The organism is Nocardia sp. CS682 (assembly GCF_004634405.1).
Classification (GTDB): Bacteria; Actinomycetota; Actinomycetes; order Mycobacteriales; family Mycobacteriaceae; genus Nocardia; species Nocardia ninae.
Window position 1 is genome coordinate 4,680,758 of sequence record NZ_CP029710.1, and the last position, 20,093, is coordinate 4,700,850.

General features: G+C 68.8%; 13 protein-coding genes. 4 read left to right on the forward strand and 9 right to left on the reverse strand.

Translation table 11 applies throughout. From position 1 onward, the window contains the following. Window positions 1–868 precede the first annotated feature (868 nt). Window positions 869–1,864, reverse strand: a complete 996-nt coding sequence (locus DMB37_RS21135) for a stage II sporulation protein M (RefSeq protein ID WP_135234190.1) — start codon at window positions 1,862–1,864, stop codon at window positions 869–871. Window positions 1,865–1,907: 43 nt separating this feature from the next. Between DMB37_RS21135 and DMB37_RS21140 the strand changes: the two genes are divergently transcribed. Next, window positions 1,908–2,702, forward strand: a complete 795-nt coding sequence (locus tag DMB37_RS21140; RefSeq protein ID WP_135234191.1) for an RDD family protein — start codon at window positions 1,908–1,910, stop codon at window positions 2,700–2,702. On the opposite strand, the gene add is transcribed toward DMB37_RS21140, so the two are convergent. Genes add through DMB37_RS21170 form a run of 6 tightly spaced genes read right to left on the reverse strand, consistent with a single transcriptional unit; the run spans window position 2,699 to window position 8,589 of the window. Continuing rightward, window positions 2,699–3,742, reverse strand: coding sequence for an adenosine deaminase (gene add / locus DMB37_RS21145; RefSeq protein WP_135234192.1), 1,044 nt, complete (start codon window positions 3,740–3,742; stop codon window positions 2,699–2,701). The genes DMB37_RS21140 and add overlap by 4 nt on opposite strands. 49 nt (window positions 3,743–3,791) lie before the next feature. Further along, window positions 3,792–5,087: a DUF58 domain-containing protein gene (locus DMB37_RS21150; RefSeq protein ID WP_135234193.1), complete on the reverse strand. Its 1,296-nt coding sequence runs from the start codon at window positions 5,085–5,087 to the stop codon at window positions 3,792–3,794. Window positions 5,088–5,090: 3 nt separating this feature from the next. After that, window positions 5,091–6,080, reverse strand: coding sequence for a MoxR family ATPase (locus DMB37_RS21155; RefSeq protein WP_135234194.1), 990 nt, complete (start codon window positions 6,078–6,080; stop codon window positions 5,091–5,093). Then, on the reverse strand, window positions 6,077–7,108 hold the full coding sequence (locus DMB37_RS21160; RefSeq protein ID WP_135234195.1) for a DUF4129 domain-containing protein: 1,032 nt from the start codon (window positions 7,106–7,108) through the stop codon (window positions 6,077–6,079). The genes DMB37_RS21155 and DMB37_RS21160 overlap by 4 nt, the downstream gene beginning before the upstream one ends. Beyond that, on the reverse strand, window positions 7,105–7,977 hold the full coding sequence (locus DMB37_RS21165) for a hypothetical protein (protein ID WP_240771595.1): 873 nt from the start codon (window positions 7,975–7,977) through the stop codon (window positions 7,105–7,107). Before DMB37_RS21165 ends, DMB37_RS21160 begins: the two co-directional genes overlap by 4 nt. Before the next feature lie 54 nt (window positions 7,978–8,031). After that, window positions 8,032–8,589: a TetR/AcrR family transcriptional regulator gene (locus tag DMB37_RS21170; protein WP_135234196.1), complete on the reverse strand. Its 558-nt coding sequence runs from the start codon at window positions 8,587–8,589 to the stop codon at window positions 8,032–8,034. Between the two features lie 87 nt (window positions 8,590–8,676). On the opposite strand from DMB37_RS21170, the gene DMB37_RS21175 reads away from it, so the two are divergent. Then, window positions 8,677–10,224, forward strand: a complete 1,548-nt coding sequence (locus tag DMB37_RS21175; RefSeq protein WP_135234197.1) for an MFS transporter — start codon at window positions 8,677–8,679, stop codon at window positions 10,222–10,224. Window positions 10,225–10,311: 87 nt separating this feature from the next. Here the strand turns inward: DMB37_RS21175 and DMB37_RS21180 are convergent, their stop codons facing one another. Both DMB37_RS21180 and DMB37_RS21185 read right to left on the reverse strand, forming a co-directional pair. Next, window positions 10,312–11,910: an adenylate/guanylate cyclase domain-containing protein gene (locus DMB37_RS21180; protein WP_135234198.1), complete on the reverse strand. Its 1,599-nt coding sequence runs from the start codon at window positions 11,908–11,910 to the stop codon at window positions 10,312–10,314. Window positions 11,911–11,999: 89 nt separating this feature from the next. Next, window positions 12,000–13,703: a DUF4407 domain-containing protein gene (locus tag DMB37_RS21185; RefSeq protein WP_135234199.1), complete on the reverse strand. Its 1,704-nt coding sequence runs from the start codon at window positions 13,701–13,703 to the stop codon at window positions 12,000–12,002. Between the two features lie 266 nt (window positions 13,704–13,969). On the opposite strand from DMB37_RS21185, the gene DMB37_RS21190 reads away from it, so the two are divergent. Beyond that, window positions 13,970–14,557 (forward strand): chorismate mutase, encoded by a 588-nt coding sequence (locus DMB37_RS21190; RefSeq protein WP_135234200.1) that lies wholly within the window; start codon window positions 13,970–13,972, stop codon window positions 14,555–14,557. Window positions 14,558–15,429: 872 nt separating this feature from the next. Continuing rightward, window positions 15,430–20,079 (forward strand): glutamate synthase large subunit, encoded by a 4,650-nt coding sequence (gltB, locus tag DMB37_RS21195; RefSeq protein ID WP_135234201.1) that lies wholly within the window; start codon window positions 15,430–15,432, stop codon window positions 20,077–20,079. The last annotated feature ends 14 nt before the right edge of the window (window positions 20,080–20,093 follow it).

The following is a 20,093-nucleotide window of genomic DNA, read 5'->3' on the forward strand; positions in this document are numbered from 1 at the left end:
CGGGTGTGGACCGTGCCGATCCTGTCCACAACGGTGGAGCGTGCGCGACTCCCAGGCTGTGGACGACCGCGCCGCACGTTCCGGAGCGATACCCGAACACGGTGGTTGTGCAGCCCCAGTTGGCGTCCTGATCGGCGTGTTGTCCCGGTGTGTCCGAAGTGGGGAACGCTTGCCGCAGTGTCGTTTTCGCCGTTTTCGCCGGAGGTACCGCGACCGGTGAGGCGAAGATCACATCCCGTCTTGAGGTTGCGGCCGAGGTGCTGAACCGGCCCGCTCGCGACGCTCCGCTCGTCGCCTTTCGGTGTCTGGTTATTCCTGATCTTGACAAGACACATGCACGTGTACGGATGGTCCTACCGGGTATGCATCGTGTTAATTACGCTGTAAACAAACCTATGGTCGCTTTCCGTTCATCCGTTGTCTGGCTACCTTGATTTTTCGCGACGAACTCGCAGGTCATCCCCCGTGCGGCCGGGGGATGGAGAGGTCTATGTCGAGGGCGCAGCTAATGGTTCGAAGAATGTTTGTATCGCCACGAAGTGGATATGGGCAGACCTGCGGATTCGCCCGAGCGCGTACTTCCGAGTCCTTCGAAACCGCTTCGAAGTCGCAGCTGCGAGTTAGCTGGAACGGTGAAAAACGATGCCGCCACCAGGGTTTGCTGGCGTGCTGCTTTATACGCTTGACACGAGCGAGGAGGGTTGCATCGGGATAACGATTGTGTAGAGTCAACGGTAACGCTGGCCGCAGCTGAGCTCGACTCGCTGCGGCCAGCGGAACTCAATTGGGGGACACCGAAACCGCTCTGTGACACAGCGTTGCTGTCGCGTGTCCGAACCCGTGTCGCTCAGTGTGTGCTCGAGGTTGTCTACCGACCCTCACCCGACACAACTCCGGTCGCTCCCGGTGCGCCCTCGGCCCGAGCCGATACCACACGGCGGCCCACGCCGAACACATAGACCAGGAACAACGCCTCGGCGGTGAACCCGATGGCGATCCGCACCGGCGCGGGCAGCGCGCTCGGCGTCACAAACCCCTCGATGCAGCCGCACACCAGCAACACCGCGACCAACCCGAGCGCGACCGTCGCGGTCGCCCGGCCCTGCCGCGCCACCGCCTCCACCCGGCTCAGCCGACCCGGATCTATCAGCGTCCAACCGAGTTTCAGGCCGACGCCACCGGCCACGAAGATCGCGGTCAGCTCGAGCGTGCCGTGCGGCAGGATGAACCCGAAGAACGAATCCAGCCGCCCCGCCTCCGCCATCAAGCCTGCCGAGACACCGAGATTGAGCGCGTTCATGAACAGCAGATACACCGCGGGCAGGATCAGCACCCCGGTGAACAAGGCGATCGCGGTCACCCAGGCGTTGTTTGTCCACACCTGCGCGGCGAACGCACCCTGGGGATGTTCGGAGTAATAGGTCTCGAAGGCGCCGCCCCGCTCCGTCAGCGCACCGGTGTCCCGCGGAATACCGAGAACCGTACGGGCCGAATCGAATCGGGCCACCCAGCCGGCCAGTCCGGTGGACACCAGCAGGAACACCGCCGCCACCCCGGCCCACCACGGCCACGTCCGATACAGGGCCGCCGGGAACCGGTGCGTGAAGAACCGGCCGATCTCCTGCCAGGTGTCGGTCCGGCCGCCGAGCACCCGGCCGCGCGCCCTGGCCAGCAGCGCGCTCAACCCGGCGATCAGCTCCGGATCGGGGCTGTGCGATTGCAACCGGGCCAACTGCTGCGACGTGCGCCGGTACAGGGTGACGAGCTCGTCCGCCTCGGCACCGGTGAGCTTGCGCCGCGTCGACAGGTAATCGAGGCGTTCCCAGGCCCTCCGGTGTGCATAGCTGTATGCGTCAACATCCACAGGCTTGCCTCCCACTACCGCCGCTCGGGAGAATGCTATCGACATGGCTGAATTCACCACCGGGGAAGCGGTCGCGCTGGAGTTGCCGATCGCCCGGATTCCCACCAGGGCTACCGCCTTCCTCATCGACGTGGTGGTGCAGTTCATGCTGGCCGCCGTGCTGTTCGTGCTGACCATCAGTGTCCTGCTGCCCGGCGGCGCGGACACGGCGTGGCTGGACGTGGCCGTAATGGTCACCATCGTCGGCGTGCTGGTGGGCTATCCGGTGGCGTGCGAAACCGTGTGGCGTGGTCGCACGTTCGGCAAGTTGCTGCTGGGTCTGCGGGTGGTGCGCGCGGACGGTGGCCCGATCGACTTCCGGCACGCACTCACCCGCGGGCTGGCCGGTGCGATCGTCGACTTCTGGATGCTCGGCGCGTTCGGCGCTGTCGCGGTGCTCACCTCGGTGTGCTCGCCGAACGCGCGGCGGATCGGTGATGTGCTCGCGGGCACCGTGGTCGTGCATGCCCAGCGACCGCTGCCCGCGCCGCTGCTCGCGGTCGCGCCGCCGTGGCTCGCGGGCTGGGCCGGGCCACTGCCGCTGGCCATGCTGCCGGACGACCTGGCGCTCGCGGTGCGCCAGTATCTGAGCCGGTTCCGCACTCTCACCCCCGTGGTGCAGCACGAGCTGGGCACCGCGTTGGTGGACGCGGTGTGCGCGCGGCTGCAGGTGCCGGTGCCGACGGGGTATCCGCCGCTGCAGGTACTCGGTGCGGTCATCGCCGAGCGGCAACGCCGGGTGCTGCCGCCGCCGATGTTCCCGGTCTTCCGGCAGGTGCCGATGCAGGTGGGTCCTTAGTCCTGTGCACGGGCTTCGGCGCCGTAACGGTTGGCGGCGACGTAGTCGTCGATCTCCCGAAGGAACAGGTCGAGGCGCGCCGGGGTGATCCACGAGGCGCGGAACGAGTTCTTCGCCAGTGCCACCAACTGATCGAGGTCGAGGCCTGCGTGCTCGGCGAGTGCAAGGTAGTTGTCCGCCGCGTACGCGCCGAAGTACGCGGGATCGTCACTGTTGACGGTCACGGTGAGCCCGCGCGCCAGTAGCCCGACGATCTCGTCCGATTTCATCTGGCTGGTGACGAACGAGTTCGAGACCGGACAGCAGGTGAACGCGATGCCCTTGGCCTTGGCCAGCTCGACCAGCCGGTCGTCCGCCACGATGTTCGTGCCGTGGTCGAGCCGGTCTACCCCGATGTCCTCCAGGGCCTGCCGAATGTGCTCGATCGAGTCCGGTTGATCGATATCGCAGTGCATGGTCAGCAGGAAGCCTTCGCGGCGGGCCCGCGCGAAGACGGCCGCGAACTTGCTCGGCGGATTGCCGCGCTCATCCGAGTCGAGCCCGACGCCGATGATCCAGTCGCGGTAGGGGAGCGCTTCCAGCAGCGTTGCCATGGCGTATTCCGCGGAGTGGTCGCGCAGGAAACAAAGGATCAGCTCGGCCGAGATCCCGAACTCCCGCCGCGCCCGCACGATCGCCGACCGATACCCGTCCAGCACGGTGGCGAACGGGACACCGCGACCGGTGTGCGCCTGCGGGTCGAAGAACATCTCGACATGCCGGATGCCCTGGGCGTGTGCCCTGGTCAGATAGTCGAACGCCAGATCATGGAAGTCCGCGGGCTCCAGCAGCACTCGCATGGCGGGGTAGTAGACCTGCAGGAACGAGGTCAGATCGTGGAACCGGTAGGTCTGCTTGACCTCGTCCACCGTCTTCTCCGCCAGCTCGATCCCATTGCGCTGGGCCAGCCGGAACTTCAACTCCGGTTCCAGCGTCCCTTCCAGGTGCAGATGCAACTCGGCCTTGGGCAGCCCACGGACAAATGCGTCGAGATCAGACATGTGCTCCATAGTCCTCCGCGGCCCACTTCCACAAGGGCACTTGGCGGGACTACATCGTGCCGGACTGTTTGAGTTCGAGGTATTCGTCCGCGAGGGCTTCGGGCAGGCGGTCCGGGGCTGCGGCGACCACCGCGATGCCTTTGCGCCGCAAGGACTCCTGCACCAAAGCCCGTTCGGCGAGGATGGACTCGGCGGCGGCCGCGGGGTAGAGGTCGGCGCGGGTGCCGCGCCGGGTGGCGGCCTCGGCGACCTCGGGGTCGGTGACCGAGACGATCAGCACGCGGTGGCGCTGGGCCAGGGTGGGCAGCACCGGGAGCAGGTTCTCCTCCACGGCGGCGCCGTCCAGGCTGGTGAACCAGACGACCAGGCTGCGCCGGCGGGTGCGCTGGATGGCGGCGCGCACCAGGGCCGCGCTGTCGGTGTCGACGAGGGCGGGGGTGATGCCCGCCATCGCGTGCATCAGCTTCAGCTGCAAGCTTTTTCCGCTGATCCCGCGGACCTCGGCGCGTGGTTCGCGGTCGTAGGCGAGCAGGTCGACCGAGTCGCCCGCGGCGGCGGCCAGACCGCCGAGCAGCAGCGCGGCTTCGATGCTCGCGTCCAGGCGGGTGCCCGCACCGACCCGGCCCGCGCTGACCCGGCCGGTGTCCAGCAGCATCAGCATGTGCCGGTGCCGTTCCGGGCGCCAGGTGCGCACCAGCACGTCGGTGGCGCGTGCGGTGGCGCGCCAGTCGATGGCGCGCACGTCGTCACCCGCGACGTATTCGCGGAACGAGTCGAACTCGGTGCCCTGGCCCCGCATATTCGCCACGTTGCGGCCCTCGAGGTGTTGCAGGCGTTTGACTTTCGAGCGCAGCAGCCGCTCGCTGCGGAACGGTGGCAGTGCGCGCACGCGGGCCGCGACAGTGTGGCGAGTCTGCCTGCCCGCCAGGCCGAGTGGGCCGATCAGCCGCACGGTGACCTGCCCGGCCACCCGGTCGCCGCGATACGCCGGTGTCAGCGTGGTGCGGAAGCGGACCAGGGTGGCGGGCGCCAGATCCAGGTGGTGCGTGCGGTTTTCGGCGTGGGCGCTGTCGGGCCAGTCGTCCCACACGGTGCCGCGCATGATGCGCGCACCGGTGTTGGTTGCGACGAGTTCCACCTCGGTGGACCGGCCGAGCCGAACCGTGGTCAATGGCTGCCTGGACAGCGTGAGGTCGCCTGCCCCGCCGACCGAACCGAGGTCGAACAGCAGGGCGGCGGCCAGCACGGCGGTCGCGATCAGCACGCCGGGCAACGACGGGACGACGAAGGTGACCAGCAGCGCGAGCAGCCCTGCGACGGCGGCCAGCCGACCGGTGACGACCACGGGCTACACCGGGACCGGGACCGAAAGCAGCAGCGACGTCATGACGCTCTCGGTGGTCACCCCGTCCAGCTCCGCCTCCGGCCGCAGCTGCAGTCGGTGCCGAAGGACCGCCACGGCAAGGGTTTTGACGTCGTCCGGGGTCACGAAGCCGCGCCCGTTCAACCACGCGAACGCGCGCGAAGCCGCCATCAGCGCGGTGGCGCCGCGGGTGGACGCGCCGTGCTGGACAGCGGGGGACACGCGGGTGGCCCGGCACAGGTCGACCACGTAGGCGAGCACCTCGGGGCTGATCGTCACCTTGCCGATCGCGGCCCGCGCCGCGGCGATGTGCGCGGGACCCGCCACCGGGCGCAGGCCCGCCGCGGCCAGGTCGCGCGGATCGAAACCTGCGGCGTGCCGCTGCAGTACGCGGAATTCGTCGTCGCGACTTGGCAGTTGGATGTCGACCTTGAACAGGAACCGGTCCAGCTGCGCCTCCGGCAGCGGATAGGTGCCTTCCTGTTCGATCGGGTTCTGGGTGGCGATCACGACGAACGGATCGGGCAGCGGCCGTGGTTGACCATCGACCGAGACCTGTCGCTCCTCCATCGATTCCAACAGGGCCGATTGAGTTTTCGGTGGCGTGCGGTTGATCTCGTCGGCCAGCAGCAGATTGGTGAACACCGGGCCGTGCCGGAAGGTGAATTCGGCCGAGTGCGGGTCGTAGATCTGCGACCCGGTGACATCGCCCGGCATCAGGTCCGGGGTGAACTGCACCCGGGCATGATCCAGCTCCAGTGCTGTCGCCAAGGCCCGCACCAGCAGTGTCTTCGCCACGCCGGGAACACCTTCCAGCAGCACGTGGCCCCGGCACAGCAGCGCGAGCACCAGGAAGATGACCGCGTTGTCGTTGCCGACCACCGCCTTGCCGATCTCGCCGCGCAACGCCGCGAACGCCGCCCCCGCCTCCTCGGCAGTGGGGGTGTGGTTGGTGTTGGTGGTGGGGATGGTCATCCGACCTCCGATTCGATCCAGTCGAGTTGGGTGGCAACGAGTTCCAGGGTGTGCGCGTCCGGTACCGCGCCGAAGAGGGCGAGGCCGATCTGCTCGGGTGGCGCACCGGTGCGGCCCGCCACGGCGGCGACGAGCCGGTCGGGTGGGGTGTCCGCGGTCATCCCGAGCGGCGGGCGGATCCGGCGCAGGGTCGCCGCCCGCAGCTTTGCCGCGACATGTTCGTGGTCCTTCGAGCGCCGATACAGCGCCGCCTGCCCGGCGAGCAGCTCGTTCGCCGCGACCTCGACCGGGCGTGGTTCGCGCACCAGCGCGCCGCGGCGCCGCGCCCGCCACCACACCACCAGTGCGGCGGCGATCAGGAATTGCAGCCCGCCGAAGAAGACGGGAGCGGGCAGCCGGTCCCAGATCGGATCGTCACCGGTGCCGAAGCCGGGTACGTCGAAGTCGCGCGGCGGCTCGGGGTTCGGGATGTCCGGTGGTGGTGGCGGTGGTTTCGGCGCCGTCGGCGCACTGCACGACTGCAACGCGCCGTAGAGCAGCAGGAGTAGCACCGCCGCGCCGGCGAGGCCGGCCCAGAACTTGGGGTTGCGCAACAGCGCGGGCAGCGGCGGCAGCTTCCGGCGGGTGCGCGGTGCCTTCTCCGTGGCGGTGATCTCGGTGGGTTCCGGTGCGGGCGGTGGTGCCGCCGCGGAGAACCGGTCGGCGTATTCGAGTCTGCGGTACTCGTCTTCGGTCGCCCGCCGTCCGCCGTAGACGACCTCGTCGAAACTGTGTGCCGCCGGGTGGAATTCGGCGGCGACCTCGAGCGGTAGTGCGGTGGTTACGTCGTCGGCGGTCTCGCGTGCGGTGCGCGACCGCCGCACCTCCAGCACGCCGCGCTGTTCCAGCCCGCGCAGCACGGCGCGGAAGCGTTCGCGCAGCGCGCTGTCGAAATCGCGGTGCTGTGCGGCGTTTTCGGCCGCCGCGCGATGCTCGGCCGCGGCACCGAGGCGCGGCTGAGCCGGGGGCGCTGGGTCGTGCTCGTTCATCGCACCTCGCGACCCGGGACGTGAATGTCCAATCCCTCACGGCGGCAGCGGCGGTCGATGTAGGACACCACCCTGGTCGCCGCCTCGACGACCTCGCCGAACGCGACGATCATCAGCACGCCCGTGGTGAGCAGCACGATCACCTGCCACCGGTGGGTGCCGGAGAAATCCGAGAGATACCACGGAATCCCCAGCAGCGGCACGGACAACAGGACCAGCAGACAGCGCTGCGCGAACCACAGCGCGGCCGTCTGCCATTCGGCGCCGGCGACAAGGAGTTTCGAGCGCTCCACCGCCGGTCGATGCGCGGCCCGCTCGACGAACATGACCGGCACCGCGACGAAGCGCTTGGCCCGCAGCTGCCCCAGCCAGGCCACGCCGAACGGAAAGGTGATGATCAGCAGGCTGGACAAGGCGAGCACACCGACCCCGACCAGGGTGTAGAGCACCTGGAACATCAGCAACGGCCCGGCCGTCGCGCCGGCCCGGCGCAGCGCGGTGCGCCAGCCGATCGGGGCACCCGCCACGCTCGCGAGGCCGATCGCAACGGTGGTGCCGCGCAGCACGAATCGCAGTAGCCATGCGCAGGCCATGGTCGACAGGATGGCGGCCCAGGCGACCGCGGCGTCCGAGCCGTCGGTCAGCGTCGAGGTCCCCGCGGTGATCGCCACGACCAGCAGCTCGGCGGCGACCAGGGCGAGCACGCTGGACCAGGCCAGCGCGAGCAGATTCGCCTGGATGAGCGCGAACGGCACATCGAGGAGTTCGCGGAAGGTCATCGGACGGATCGGCACCGTCGTGCCAGGGGACCCTGGTACCGGATCTGCTCCCGCCCCGACGGCACCGGCCGGGTCGGCGGCAGGTAGCACGGGCCGAGTCTAACGGTCAGCGCCCGATTCGCGGTCGGTGCAGCGCCTTCGCGGTTACTCGGCGCTCGGCGGGGCCAGCAGGCGTTGCACCACGCGGCGGTAGCGGGCCGGGTCGATCTGCGGCAGACCGAGCAGGGCCCGCAGGTACACACCGTCGCCGACCAGCCGGATGAGGTCGGCCTGCACCGGGTCCGCGATCTCGGTGTCCAGGTCGTCGGACCAGGAGCTCATCATGTCCATCAGCGCCTGCTGCACCTCGTCGGTGTCCGCGTCGGTCGCGGCGTCGATGGTGCGCATGGTGGCCAGCATGGAGCGGTAGAGCTCCAGCTCCACCGCGTCGGTCGCGTCGTCCGGATTCGGGGTCTGCAGATACCACCCGGCGACCGACTGGCCACGGGCGGTGGCGTCGGTCAGCTGCTGGTTCGCGCGTTCGGTGAGCCGCCGGACCAGCCCGGCGAGCAGCGCGTCCTTGCTCTTGAAGTGATAGAGCAGGCCGCCCTTGGAGACGCCTGCCTTCGTCGCGACGCTCTCCAATGTCACATGCGACATGCCTTTTTCCAGGAGCAGGGATTCGAGGGCGTCCAGGATGCGGTCGCGGGTGTTCACCGTCACCGGCCGAACTATACCGGCTGGACGGTAAGGTCTGGTACTGTACCGTCCGGACGGTAAGAAAGAGTGCGACGGAAGTCGAGAAAGCCAATGACCCCATCAACCGTGCAGAACCCCCGGAAAACCGGGACGACAACCGAAGCCCCGCCCCGCGCGACCGCGCGCGACTGGGCTGGCCTCGCCGTGCTCGCCCTCGCCCTGCTGCTGCTCGCCGTCGACGCCACCGTGCTCGACCTGGCCGTGCCCGCGATCAGCGCCGATCTGGCGCCGACCACACCGCAGCTGCTGTGGATCATCGACGTGTACTCGTTCGTGCTGGCCGGCCTGCTGGTGATGATGGGCAACCTGGGCGACCGGATCGGCCGCCGCAGGCTGCTGCTCATCGGCGCCGCAGGCTTCGGCGTCGCCTCGGTGCTCGCGGCGTGGGCCGTCTCGCCGGAGATGCTGATCGGCGCGCGCGTGCTGCAGGGTGTCGCCGGTGCGACGCTCATGCCTGCGACGCTGGGCCTGATCCGCTCGATGTTCCTGGATCCGCGGCAGCGGACCGTGGCCATCGCGGTGTGGAGCGCGATGGCCGGTGGCGGCGCGGCGGCGGGTCCGCTGCTCGGCGGCTGGCTGCTCGAGCACTACTGGTGGGGCTCGGTGTTCCTGGTGAACCTGCCGGTCATGCTGGTGCTGATCGCGCTCGGCCCGTTCCTCGTGCCGGAGTCGCGCGACCCGAACCCCGGCCGGTTCGATCTGCCGAGCGCCGGGTTGTCGATGCTGGCGCTGGTGCCGATCGTCTATGCGATCAAGGAGTCGGCGGCGCACGGCGCCAGCATCCAGCTCGCCCTGATCGGTGCGGTCGGCGTCGTCGCGGGCGTGCTGTTCGTACGCAGGCAGCGCACGCTGGCGAATCCGATGCTGGACCTGAAGTTGTTCGCGCTGCCCAGGTTCCGCACCGCGGTGATCACCAACCTGCTCGCGGTGTTCGCGCTGGCCGGTGTGCTGTTCTTCGGCTCGCAGTACCTGCAGCTGGTGCTCGGCCACTCGCCGATGCAGGCCGGTTTGCTGCTGCTGCCCGGTCTGGCCGCCAGCGTGGTCGCGTCGCTGGCCGCGGCGTGGCTGGTGCAGCGGGTGCGGCCCGGTGCCGTGCTCGGTGGTGCGCTGACCGTCGCCGCGTTCGGCTCGGCGCTGTTCCTGTGGCTCGGGCCGGACGCCGCCGGTAGCACGACGCCGTTCATTCTCGGCTTCCTGTTCATCGGCGCGGGTGTCGGTATCGCACTGACGGTCTCGTCGGACCTGGTGGTCAGCTCGGCACCCGCCGAGCGGGCCGGTGCGGCCGCGGCGGTCTCGGAGACCGCTTATGAAACCGGCATCGCCCTTGGCGTCGCGATCCTCGGCAGCGTGGTCATGGCGATCTTCCGCAACGGCCTCGACCTGACCGGCGTGCCGAGCGACCAGGTGGGTGTCGCGTCGGAATCCCTCGGCGCCGCCACGGGTTTCGCGCGTCAGCTACCGGAGTCGATGTCGGCGGCGTTCCTCAGTTCGGTACATGAGGCGTTCGTTTCCGGCATCCACTTCGCCGCGCTCGGTACGGCGTCGATTCTGCTGATCGCGGCGGTGGTCGCGTTCCGGCTGCGGGCCGCGCGTCCGTAAAGCCGACTCTTCGCGCCCGCTCTGGATTCCTCGGAGCGGGCGTGAAGCTATATAGAGGTGCGGCCGTTCACCATTCGGACGCGGCCGTCATTCGGTTCGCTGCTCGCTCGGGTGCAGACCGCGATCAGCCGACTGCCCGGAACTACGCGGGCGACCGAGTCGGGTCGGGGTGAGGCGACCGCGCAGGGTGACGGACTCGCCGAGCTGCCAATGCGCCGCCTCGGTGTCGTCGGCGCTGTTGACGGTGTTCGCGGAGGTGAGCAGGAGGTCGTCGTGCTTGGCGAGTTCGCACAGCCGCGCCGCCTCGTTGACCGCGTCGCCGATGACGGTGAACTCGTAGCGCTGCCGGGCACCGACATTGCCCGCGACCACCCGGCCCGCAGCGACACCGATGGCGGCGATGAAGTCGTCGGCGGTCAGGTCGAGGCGCTGCCGGATGGCGCGGGCGCAGGCCAGCGCCGCACCCGAGGCGTCGGAAAGGGCGGCGGGCGTGCCGAATACGGCCAGGGCGGCGTCGCCCTCGAACTTGTTGAGCAGCCCGCCGTGCGCCTCCACCTCGTCGACCACGATGTCGAAGAAACGGTTGAGGATGGCGACCATCTCGGGCGCGGGCACCGTCGCGGCCATCGTGGTCGAGCCGACGATGTCGATGAACAGCGCCGCCGCCTCGGTCTCCACGCCGCCGAGCGTCGGATTACCGGCCAGCGCCGCGTCGGCCACGTCACGGCCGACGTGCCTGCCGAACAGGTCCCTGATCTGCTCGCGCTCGCGCAGTCCCTCCACCATGTGGTTGAAACCGCTTTGCAGCTCACCCAATTCGGTGCCGTCGTACACGGTGATCGCCACCCGCAGGTCACCGTCCTCGACCTGCCGCAGCGCGCGGCGCACCCCGCGGATCGGCGCGATGATCGTGGACACGGTCTGCATCATCAGCAACAGGCCGAACACCAGCGTCGCGCCGCCGAGCGAGAGCACGCAGACCGCGAGCCGGGCCGTGCTGACCGACGAGTCGACCAGGGCCCACCCCGCCACGATCATCGACAGGGTCACCGGCACACCGGCGCCCAGCATCCAGGCCACCATCGAGCGGGAGAACACACCCATGCCGCGCCGCCGCCGCAACGGCGCCGCGTCCAGGACGCGGGCGGTCACCGCCCGCAGGGCGAACTCGGCGATCAGGTAACCGTTGGCGCAGACCACGATGGCGCTGAAGGCGATGCCGATCAGGATCTTGGGAATCAGCGCGGGCTCCACCATGGCGTACAGCGGGGTCAGTACGGCGGCCGCACCCGACCACAGCAGGGCCTGTTGCAGCACCAGATGCCGGGGCACCCTGGACGCGGCGATCTGCTCCGCCTCGGTGGGTACCTGGTCCGGCTGGATCGCCCAGCGCAGGGTGCGCAGGCCACGCACGGTGCCCCACCACATGCCGATCAGCAGGGCCAGGGCCGCGTACAGCGGCGTCGCGATGACATCGAGCAGCAGCAGTTCCCGGGTGAACACCGTCGGTCCCGGCAGCACGAACCCGATCAGCGCGAAGGTGACGGCCATGCCGGCCAGGTTCGCGGCCACCAGCGGCACGGTCAGCAGCAGCTGAACCCGGATCCGCCGCATCCCCGAGGACTCGTCCACCGGTCCGAGCAGCCGCGACCCGAACGCGGCTGTCGAGACGTCACTGTGGGCCATGGGACCAAAGCCTAGGCCGGGCCACCCGCGAAGAGCCGGACCAGTGGTCCAGGACCGGCCGAGCGCCTCGACCAGCGCGCGGTAGACGGTCAGTTGCCGCGTGGCAGTTCGCGGCGGCCAGGCCCCGGCAGTTCGGGATTGCGGCGCCCGCTGAGTTCGTCCTGCCGCCCGGCCGACAGACCGTACGGCTGCGCGCCGTCCGGCAGTGCCGAGTAGCGCGGATCCTGCTGTCCGTAGTCGGCGTCGACCACGGTGGCCGCGACGCGCTGGGCATGCAGCGCCTCGGGCGAGCCCGGCGTGCGCTGATAACCGGTCGGCGCGTGCGAGTCCTGGGTATCGACGGTGACCTTGCGGGTGCGGCGCAGCGTGAAAGTGATCTCCTCGACCTCTTCGAACGCCTGGCGGGCCGTGCGCAGCGGGTGCGTGGCGTTGTCGATCGCGTTGGCAACGAACGACGGCACCAGCGGGCGGATCAACCGGGCCGCGGTGTCGGTGAACGGCACCGTGCCGATCAGTGGGAGCTCCAGGCCGCCACCGGACTTGGGCGTCGGCGCCCCGGTGCCCGGGGTGAGCTCCCGCGCGGTGACGGGGGCGGGCAGGTTCGACGGCGCGAATCCTTCAGACACGGAGCTGTCCTTTCGGTCGTCAGCCGGTGCGGCTGGCAGTGCGGGGCGGCGCGGCGGTTCGGCGATACCGATCTCCAGGCCGCCGATGGCCGCGACGATCCTGGTGCGCTGGCGCTCCCGGTCGATGGCGGTGTCCGCCTCGGCGGCGAGGCGGGCCGCGGTGAGTTGTTGTTCGGCGCGCAGTGCTTCGGCCTCGGCCCGTACCTCGGCCCGTTTCCGGGCGATGGCGGTGTCGGCCTCCTGCTCGGCGCGCGCCTGCACATCGAGGTAGGCGACGCGCCGGTCGAACGAGGTCTGCCCGCGCCACCAGCGCAGTACCAGCGGCAGCAGCGCCAGCGCGACGACAGCGACGAGGGTCAGGATGCGCAGCGGCAGCGCGCCCGCGTGGTGGGTGGTGTAGTCGTTCATCGCCAGCCAGCGCGCGCCGAGGCCACGGTCGGCGTAGCTGAACGCGGCCGATTCGGCGGCGGCGACGGCCTTTTCGTCGTCGGCGATCCGCTGGTCCAGTGCGTCGGCCCGGCCCTGCGCCGCGGCCAGTTGCCTGCGGGCGTCGTCGAGCATGTCGTTGGCGGTCTGGGCTTCCGGCCCGCGCCCCGGCACGTTGGTGATCCGGGTCTGCGGGCAGTCGGGGGTCGGGTTGAACTCGCAGCGGGCGATCACCAGCGAGCGGTCGAGGTCGGCCTGCGCCTTGGTGATCGACTGATCCAGCGCGGTCCGGTCGGCGCGCGCCTTGTCGAGTTCGGCCGTCGCGGCGACGACCCGCGGCTCGGAGGCGACGGAACGCTGGGCGCGTTCGTCGAGCGTCCGGTCGACGCTGCCGCCGAAGACGACGATCGCGGCAAGCTCGGCGAGCAACCCGCCGGCCAGCACGGCGACGGCGATGCGGGCGAGCAGGCCGAGCCGGTCGGGCTCGCCGCTGGGTCGCGCGGTCGCCACGGCTCGGGCGATCGCGCCCGCGAGCACCGCGACGAGCAGGGCTACCGGAATAATTGCGAGCAGGGCCCAGGCGCCGGTCGAGGCCAGCGCGAGCGCGGCGATCAGGCCGGACACCACCGCGAACAACAGCACCGCCGCACCGGTGACGGCGTAGCCGGTGCGCTCGTGGCGGTAGGCGACTTCACCGGTCTGACCCCCGCCGAGCCAGGTGAACAAGCCGATGACGGTCATGGGAACTCACATCCTCTTGGTCCCAGTCGATTTCAGGGCTCGATGAAACCGTCACGGTTTCGTGGTCACAGCGTGACAGGACCGAACCCGACACACCGAGTGGCGGCGGAGGTATGTGGTCAGGCTCACAAAACCGTCGATGTGGTGCGGGTACGGGTGCCGGCGGCTGCCGCGCGGGGCCGGTTTCGGGACCGAGCACGCGGGTCCATTCGCTTACCCTGGCTCGATGATCGGTTTCCGCGCGAGCCAGCTCAGGAGGTCGGGTTATGCGCCTTGTCATGCTGATGATCGTGTCGGCGGCCCTGATCGTGTCGCCGGTTAGCGCGGCAGCCGAGCCGGGCGGCGGCCGAGCCGAGTCGCTGGATCGCCTGGTCGCGCTGGTGCTCGAGCGCCTCGACACCGGTGACGCGGTGGCCGCGGCGAAGTGGGTGGCCGCCGCCGAGTCCGGCACCGAACCCACCATCGACGATCCGGCCAGGGAAGCCGTGGTCTACGACGCGATGGCAAAGCTGGGCGCCGGGCGCGACCTGCCCGAACCCTGGGTGCGGCAGGTGTTCTCCGGCCAGATCGAGTCCAACAAGATCGTGCAGCGCGGTCTGATCACCCGCTGGCGCTTCGACCCGGCCGCGGCACCCGGTTCGGCACCCGATCTGGCGGCGGTGCGCCCGGTGATCGACCGGGTGAACATCGAGATCGTCGACCAGTTGGCCGCCCGGCGGGCCGAGCTGACCGCACCGGACTGCGCGGAAAGATTGGCCTATAGCGTCTTCGGCGTATTCGGCGCCGGAAATACCGACGCCTTGCATCAGGCGGCGCTGGTGCGTGCCGCGGCCGCGTTGTGCGCGCCGCGTTGAACGCTGCGCGCTCCCACGGAACCCGCTCCATACCCCGCTTAACCCTTTCTTAAGCGCCGACTTCAGGCGGTGAGTCCGCGCGGTCGGCGAATATTCGGCGAAAAGCGTTCGGGCCCGCAATAAATCACACCCATTACCCCCTGACGGCGTATAGGTTTCGGCCGCGAAAATGTGTCGAATACCACTCCGGTCAGTTAGCTGAAGATGTGCTGAAGGCCACAGCAAACAAAACAGTCCGGACGGTCGGATCACATCTCGGGCTCGTCAGGACCCTGTCGGAAATATCTCATCCAGCCCGCTTCCGAGTTAGCCGCCGCCGAGGGGTTTGCCGGATGCTGAGCGAGGGAAATCATCTTCGATGCAGGTGAGAGCGTTCTTCTGACCGTTTTGCGAAGGTTGGGGCAGCTCTCGCGCGCCGGCGTCGAGCGGCTGGCCGAGGGTGCCGCAGGGTCGATCCAGCGGTACCCGCTGCTTTACACTGGACGACGCGCACACGTGGAGGACCGAATGAAGAAGCCCAGCTAGACCCGGTTATTAGTGCAACCTTAGTTGGTTGGGCCCCGGACCTGACTTATCGTTTGCTCTTACGCCGAACACAGAATGCTCGGCACCCTCGCCCGCTCGGGCAGCTCCTGGACCGGTGCTCAGCGTAGCTGGCGAGAACCCGCACGGAGGTAAGGATCTCGTTAGGGATCTGTTACCGACGAGCACCCACTACGTCACTGAAGCGGGTGAACAACTGGAGACGTGACTGCACGCCGAAGACCATCAGCGCGGCTGGTTTCGGAACGTACGGGCGCAGTCTTGTACGGAGGCATTCAGGCGAAATTGCGTAATTCATTTCGTCGAACGCCCTTCTTGAAGGCAGAGGCATGATGCAACTTCCTGGCCACAGGTCACCTGGACCCGTCGGGCTCTACGACCCGGCGAACGAACACGACGCCTGCGGTGTCGCGTTCGTCGTCGACATGCACGGCCGCCGCAGCCGCGACATCGTCGACAAGGCTATTACGGCTCTGTTGAACCTGGAGCACCGTGGTGCCGCAGGCGCCGAACCCAACAGTGGTGACGGCGCGGGCATCCTGATCCAGGTCCCGGACCGGTTCTTCCGCGCCATCGTGGACTTCGAGTTGCCGCCGGAGGGCTCCTACGCCACCGGTATCGCCTTCCTGCCGCAGGCCAGGCGCGAGGCCGCGCGTGCCGCCTATGGCGTGGAGAAGATTGTCAAGGAAGAGGGCCTCGAGGTTCTCGGCTGGCGCGAGGTGCCGATCGACGAGTCGTCGCTCGGTGCGCTGGCCCGCGACGCCATGCCGACGTTCCGGCAGATCTTCATCGGCTCCCCGCGGGGTGCGGCCGAGCAGCTGTCCGGGATGGACCTGGAGCGCCGTGCCTACGTCGTCCGTAAGCGGGTCGAGCACGAGCTCGGCAAGGCGGGCCCCGGCGAGGGCGCGGTGGGCAAGGAGTCGGTGTACTTCCCGAGCCTGTCCGGCCAGACCTTCGTCTACAAGGGCATGTTCACCACGCCGCAGCTGCGCGCGTTCTACCTGGACCTGCAGGACGGCCGGGTGGAGTCCGCCCTCGGCATCGTGCACTCGCGCTTCTCCACCAACACCTTCCCGTCCTGGCCGCTGGCGCACCCGTTCCGCCGGGTCGCGCACAACGGCGAGATCAACACCGTCACCGGCAACGAGAACTGGATGCGGGCGCGCGAGGCGCTGCTGCGTTCGGACATCTTCGGCACCGACTCGGCGGGCAACAACCGGCTGGAGAAGATCTTCCCGGTCTGTACCCCGGGGGCGAGCGATACCGCGCGCTTCGACGAGGTCCTGGAACTGCTGCACCTCGGCGGCCGCAGCCTGCCGCACGCGGTGCTGATGATGATCCCCGAGGCGTGGGAACGCAACGAGACCATGGATCAGCGCCGCCGCGCGTTCTACGAGTACCACTCGATGCTGATGGAGCCGTGGGACGGCCCGGCGTCGGTGTGCTTCTCCGACGGCACCGTGGTCGGCGCCGTGCTCGACCGTAACGGCCTGCGCCCCAGCCGCATCTGGATCACCGACGACGGCCTCGTGGTGATGGCGTCGGAGGTCGGCGTGCTCGACATCGACCCGTCCAAGGTGGTCCGCAAGGTCCGACTACAACCCGGCCGCATGTTCCTGGTCGATACCTCGCTGGGCCGCATCGTCGGCGACGACGAGCTGAAGACCGACCTTGCGGCCGAGCACCCGTACCAGGAATGGCTGGACGCGGGTGTGACCAAGCTCGAGGACCTGCCCGACCGCCCGCACGTGCACATGTCGCACGACCGGGTGCTGATCCGCCAGCAGATCTTCGGATACACCAACGAAGAACTGAACCTGCTGATCTCGCCGATGGCCAAGACCGGCGGTGAGGCGCTCGGCTCGATGGGCACCGACACCCCGATCGCGGTGCTCTCGTCGCGGCCCCGGCTGCTGTTCGACTACTTCTCCCAGCTGTTCGCACAGGTCACCAACCCGCCGCTGGACGCGATCCGCGAAGAGGTGGTGACCAGCCTGCGCCGGGCGATCGGCCCGGAGGCCGACCTGATGCACCCCGGCCCGGAGTCGTGTAAGCAGATCGCGATCGAATCGCCGATCATCGACAACGACCAGCTGGCCAAGCTGGTGCACATCAACGACGACGGCTCCCAGCCCGAGCTGCGTTCGGTGATCGTGCGCGGCCTGTACCCGGTGGCCAAGGGCGGCAAGGGCCTGCGCAAGGCGCTCAAGGCGATCAACACCCAGGTCTCGGCCGCCATCGACGGCGGCGCCAGGATCGTCGTGCTCTCCGACCGCGAGTCCAACGAGAAGCTGGCGCCGATCCCGTCGCTGCTGCTGACCGCGTCGGTGCACCACCACCTGGTGCGCGAGCGCACCCGCACCATGGTCGGTCTCGTCGTGGAGGCCGGTGACGCCCGCGAGGTGCACCACATGGCGATGCTGGTCGGCTTCGGCGCGGCCGCGATCAACCCGTACATGGCCTTCGAGACCATCGAGGACATGCTCGAGCGCGGTGCGCTCGAAATGCCCGGCAGCACCGGCGATCACGCCGAGGACTTCCGCAAGGCGGTCGCCAACTACAACAAGGCCGCCAGCAAGGGCGTGCTGAAGGTGATGTCCAAGATGGGCATCTCGACGCTGGCCTCCTACACCGGCGCGCAGCTGTTCCAGGTGATCGGCCTGTCCCAGGACCTGGCCGACGAGTACTTCACCGGCCTGCGCTCGCACTTGGACGGCATCGGCCTCGAGGACATCGCGGCCGACGTCGCCGAGCGGCATCGGCTCGCGTTCCTGGAGAACCGCAACGAGCGCGCGCACCGCGAGCTGGAGGTCGGCGGCGAATACCAGTGGCGGCGTGAGGGTGAGTACCACCTGTTCAACCCGGACACCGTGTTCAAGCTGCAGCACGCCACCCGCACCGGTCAGTACTCCATCTTCAAGGAGTACACCAAGATGGTCGACGACCAGACCGAGCGGCTGGCCTCGCTGCGTGGCCTGTTCAAGTTCAAGAAGGAGCGCGCGTCGATCTCGATCGACGAGGTCGAGCCCGCGTCGGAGATCGTGAAGCGGTTCTCCACCGGCGCGATGAGCTACGGCTCCATCTCCGCCGAGGCGCACGAGACCCTCGCCATCGCGATGAACCGGCTCGGCGGCCGGTCGAACTCGGGCGAGGGCGGCGAATCGCCGGCCCGCTTCGAGCCGGAGGAGAACGGCGACTGGCGGCGCAGCGCGATCAAGCAGGTGGCCTCCGGCCGCTTCGGCGTGACCGCGCACTACCTGACCAACTGCACCGACATCCAGATCAAGATGGCGCAGGGCGCGAAGCCCGGTGAGGGCGGCCAGCTTCCGGCGCACAAGGTGTACCCGTGGGTCGCCGAGGTGCGGCACTCGACGCCGGGTGTCGGCCTGATCTCGCCGCCGCCGCACCACGACATCTACTCGATCGAGGATCTGGCGCAGCTGATCCACGACCTGAAGAACGCGAACCCGCAGGCGCGGATTCACGTGAAACTTGTTGCGGAGCCCGGCGTCGGCACCGTCGCGGCCGGTGTGTCCAAGGCGCACGCGGACGTGGTACTGATCTCCGGCCACGACGGCGGCACCGGTGCCTCGCCGCTCACCTCGCTCAAGCACGCGGGCGGTCCGTGGGAGCTCGGCCTGGCCGAGACCCAGCAGACGTTGCTGCTCAACGGACTTCGCGACCGGATCGTCGTGCAGGTGGACGGTCAGATGAAGACCGGCCGCGACGTGATGATCGCCGCGCTGCTCGGCGCCGAGGAATTCGGTTTCGCCACTGCGCCTTTGGTGGTCTCGGGCTGCATCATGATGCGGGTCTGCCACCTCGACACCTGCCCCGTGGGTGTCGCGACGCAGAACCCGGTGCTGCGCGAACGCTTCACCGGCAAGCCGGAATTCGTCGAGAACTTCATGCTGTTCATCGCCGAAGAGGTTCGGGAACTGCTGGCGCAGTTGGGCTTCCGCACGCTGGACGAGGCCATCGGCCGGGTCGATCTGCTCGACACCGCCAAGGCCAAGCAGCACTGGAAGGCCAGCAAGCTGGACCTGTCGCCGATCCTCGACAATGTCGAGACCGCGTTCATGTACCAGGACCGGCGCTGCACCAAGACCCAGGACCACGGCCTGGACAAGGCGCTGGATCAGCAGCTGATCACGCAGAGCCGCGACGCGCTCGAGCGGGGCCAGGCGGTGAAGTTCGAAACCAAGATCACGAACGTGAACCGCACCGTCGGCACCATGCTCGGCCACGAGGTGACCAAGCTCTACGGTGGCGCGGGCCTGCCCGACGACACCATCGACATCACCTTCACCGGCTCGGCGGGCAACAGCTTCGGCGCCTTCGTGCCCGCGGGCATCACGCTGCGGGTGCAGGGTGACGCGAACGACTATGTCGGCAAGGGACTCTCCGGCGGCCACCTGGTGGTGCGTCCGTCGCTGAACGCGCCCGCCGAGTTCGTGGCGGAGGAGAACATCATCGCGGGCAACGTGATCCTGTTCGGCGCCACCAACGGCAAGGCGTTCATCCGCGGTGTGGTCGGCGAGCGCTTCGCCGTCCGTAACTCGGGTGCCCTCGCGGTGGTCGAGGGCGTCGGCGACCACGGTCTGGAGTACATGACCGGTGGCCGGGTGGTGATCCTCGGTGAGACCGGGCGCAACTTCGGCGCCGGTATGTCCGGCGGTGTCGCGTTCGTCTACAACCCGAACGGCACCTTCGAGTCCAGGCTCAACCCCGAGCAGGCCGACGCCGTCGAGCAGCTCTCCGGTGACGACTTCACCTGGCTGCGCGACATCATCACCCAGCACCGCGATCAGACGGGTTCCGCTGTCGCCGAACGCATTCTGGGTGACTGGTCGCAGCAGGTGAACCACTTCGTGAAGCTGATGCCGCGCGAATACAAGAAGGTACTGCTGGCCATCTCCGAGGCGGAGAAGGCGGGCAAGGACGTAGACGAGGCGATCATGGAGGCGGCTCGTGGCTAGCACGCGACGCATTC

What these genes read in the sequence shown, in the direction of transcription:
- DMB37_RS21155 (WP_135234194.1), bottom strand. Translation starts at nt 6,080, where the DNA reads ATGACCATCCCCACCACCAACACCAACCACACCCCCACTGCCGAGGAG.
- DMB37_RS21160 (WP_135234195.1), bottom strand. Translation starts at nt 7,108, where the DNA reads ATGAACGAGCACGACCCAGCGCCCCCGGCTCAGCCGCGCCTCGGTGCC.
- DMB37_RS21180 (WP_135234198.1), bottom strand. Translation starts at nt 11,910, where the DNA reads ATGGCCCACAGTGACGTCTCGACAGCCGCGTTCGGGTCGCGGCTGCTC.
- DMB37_RS21140 (WP_135234191.1), top strand. Translation starts at nt 1,908, where the DNA reads ATGGCTGAATTCACCACCGGGGAAGCGGTCGCGCTGGAGTTGCCGATC.
- DMB37_RS21175 (WP_135234197.1), top strand. Translation starts at nt 8,677, where the DNA reads ATGACCCCATCAACCGTGCAGAACCCCCGGAAAACCGGGACGACAACC.
- add (WP_135234192.1), bottom strand. Translation starts at nt 3,742, where the DNA reads ATGTCTGATCTCGACGCATTTGTCCGTGGGCTGCCCAAGGCCGAGTTG.
- gltB (WP_135234201.1), top strand. Translation starts at nt 15,430, where the DNA reads ATGATGCAACTTCCTGGCCACAGGTCACCTGGACCCGTCGGGCTCTAC.
- DMB37_RS21190 (WP_135234200.1), top strand. Translation starts at nt 13,970, where the DNA reads ATGCGCCTTGTCATGCTGATGATCGTGTCGGCGGCCCTGATCGTGTCG.
- DMB37_RS21185 (WP_135234199.1), bottom strand. Translation starts at nt 13,703, where the DNA reads ATGACCGTCATCGGCTTGTTCACCTGGCTCGGCGGGGGTCAGACCGGT.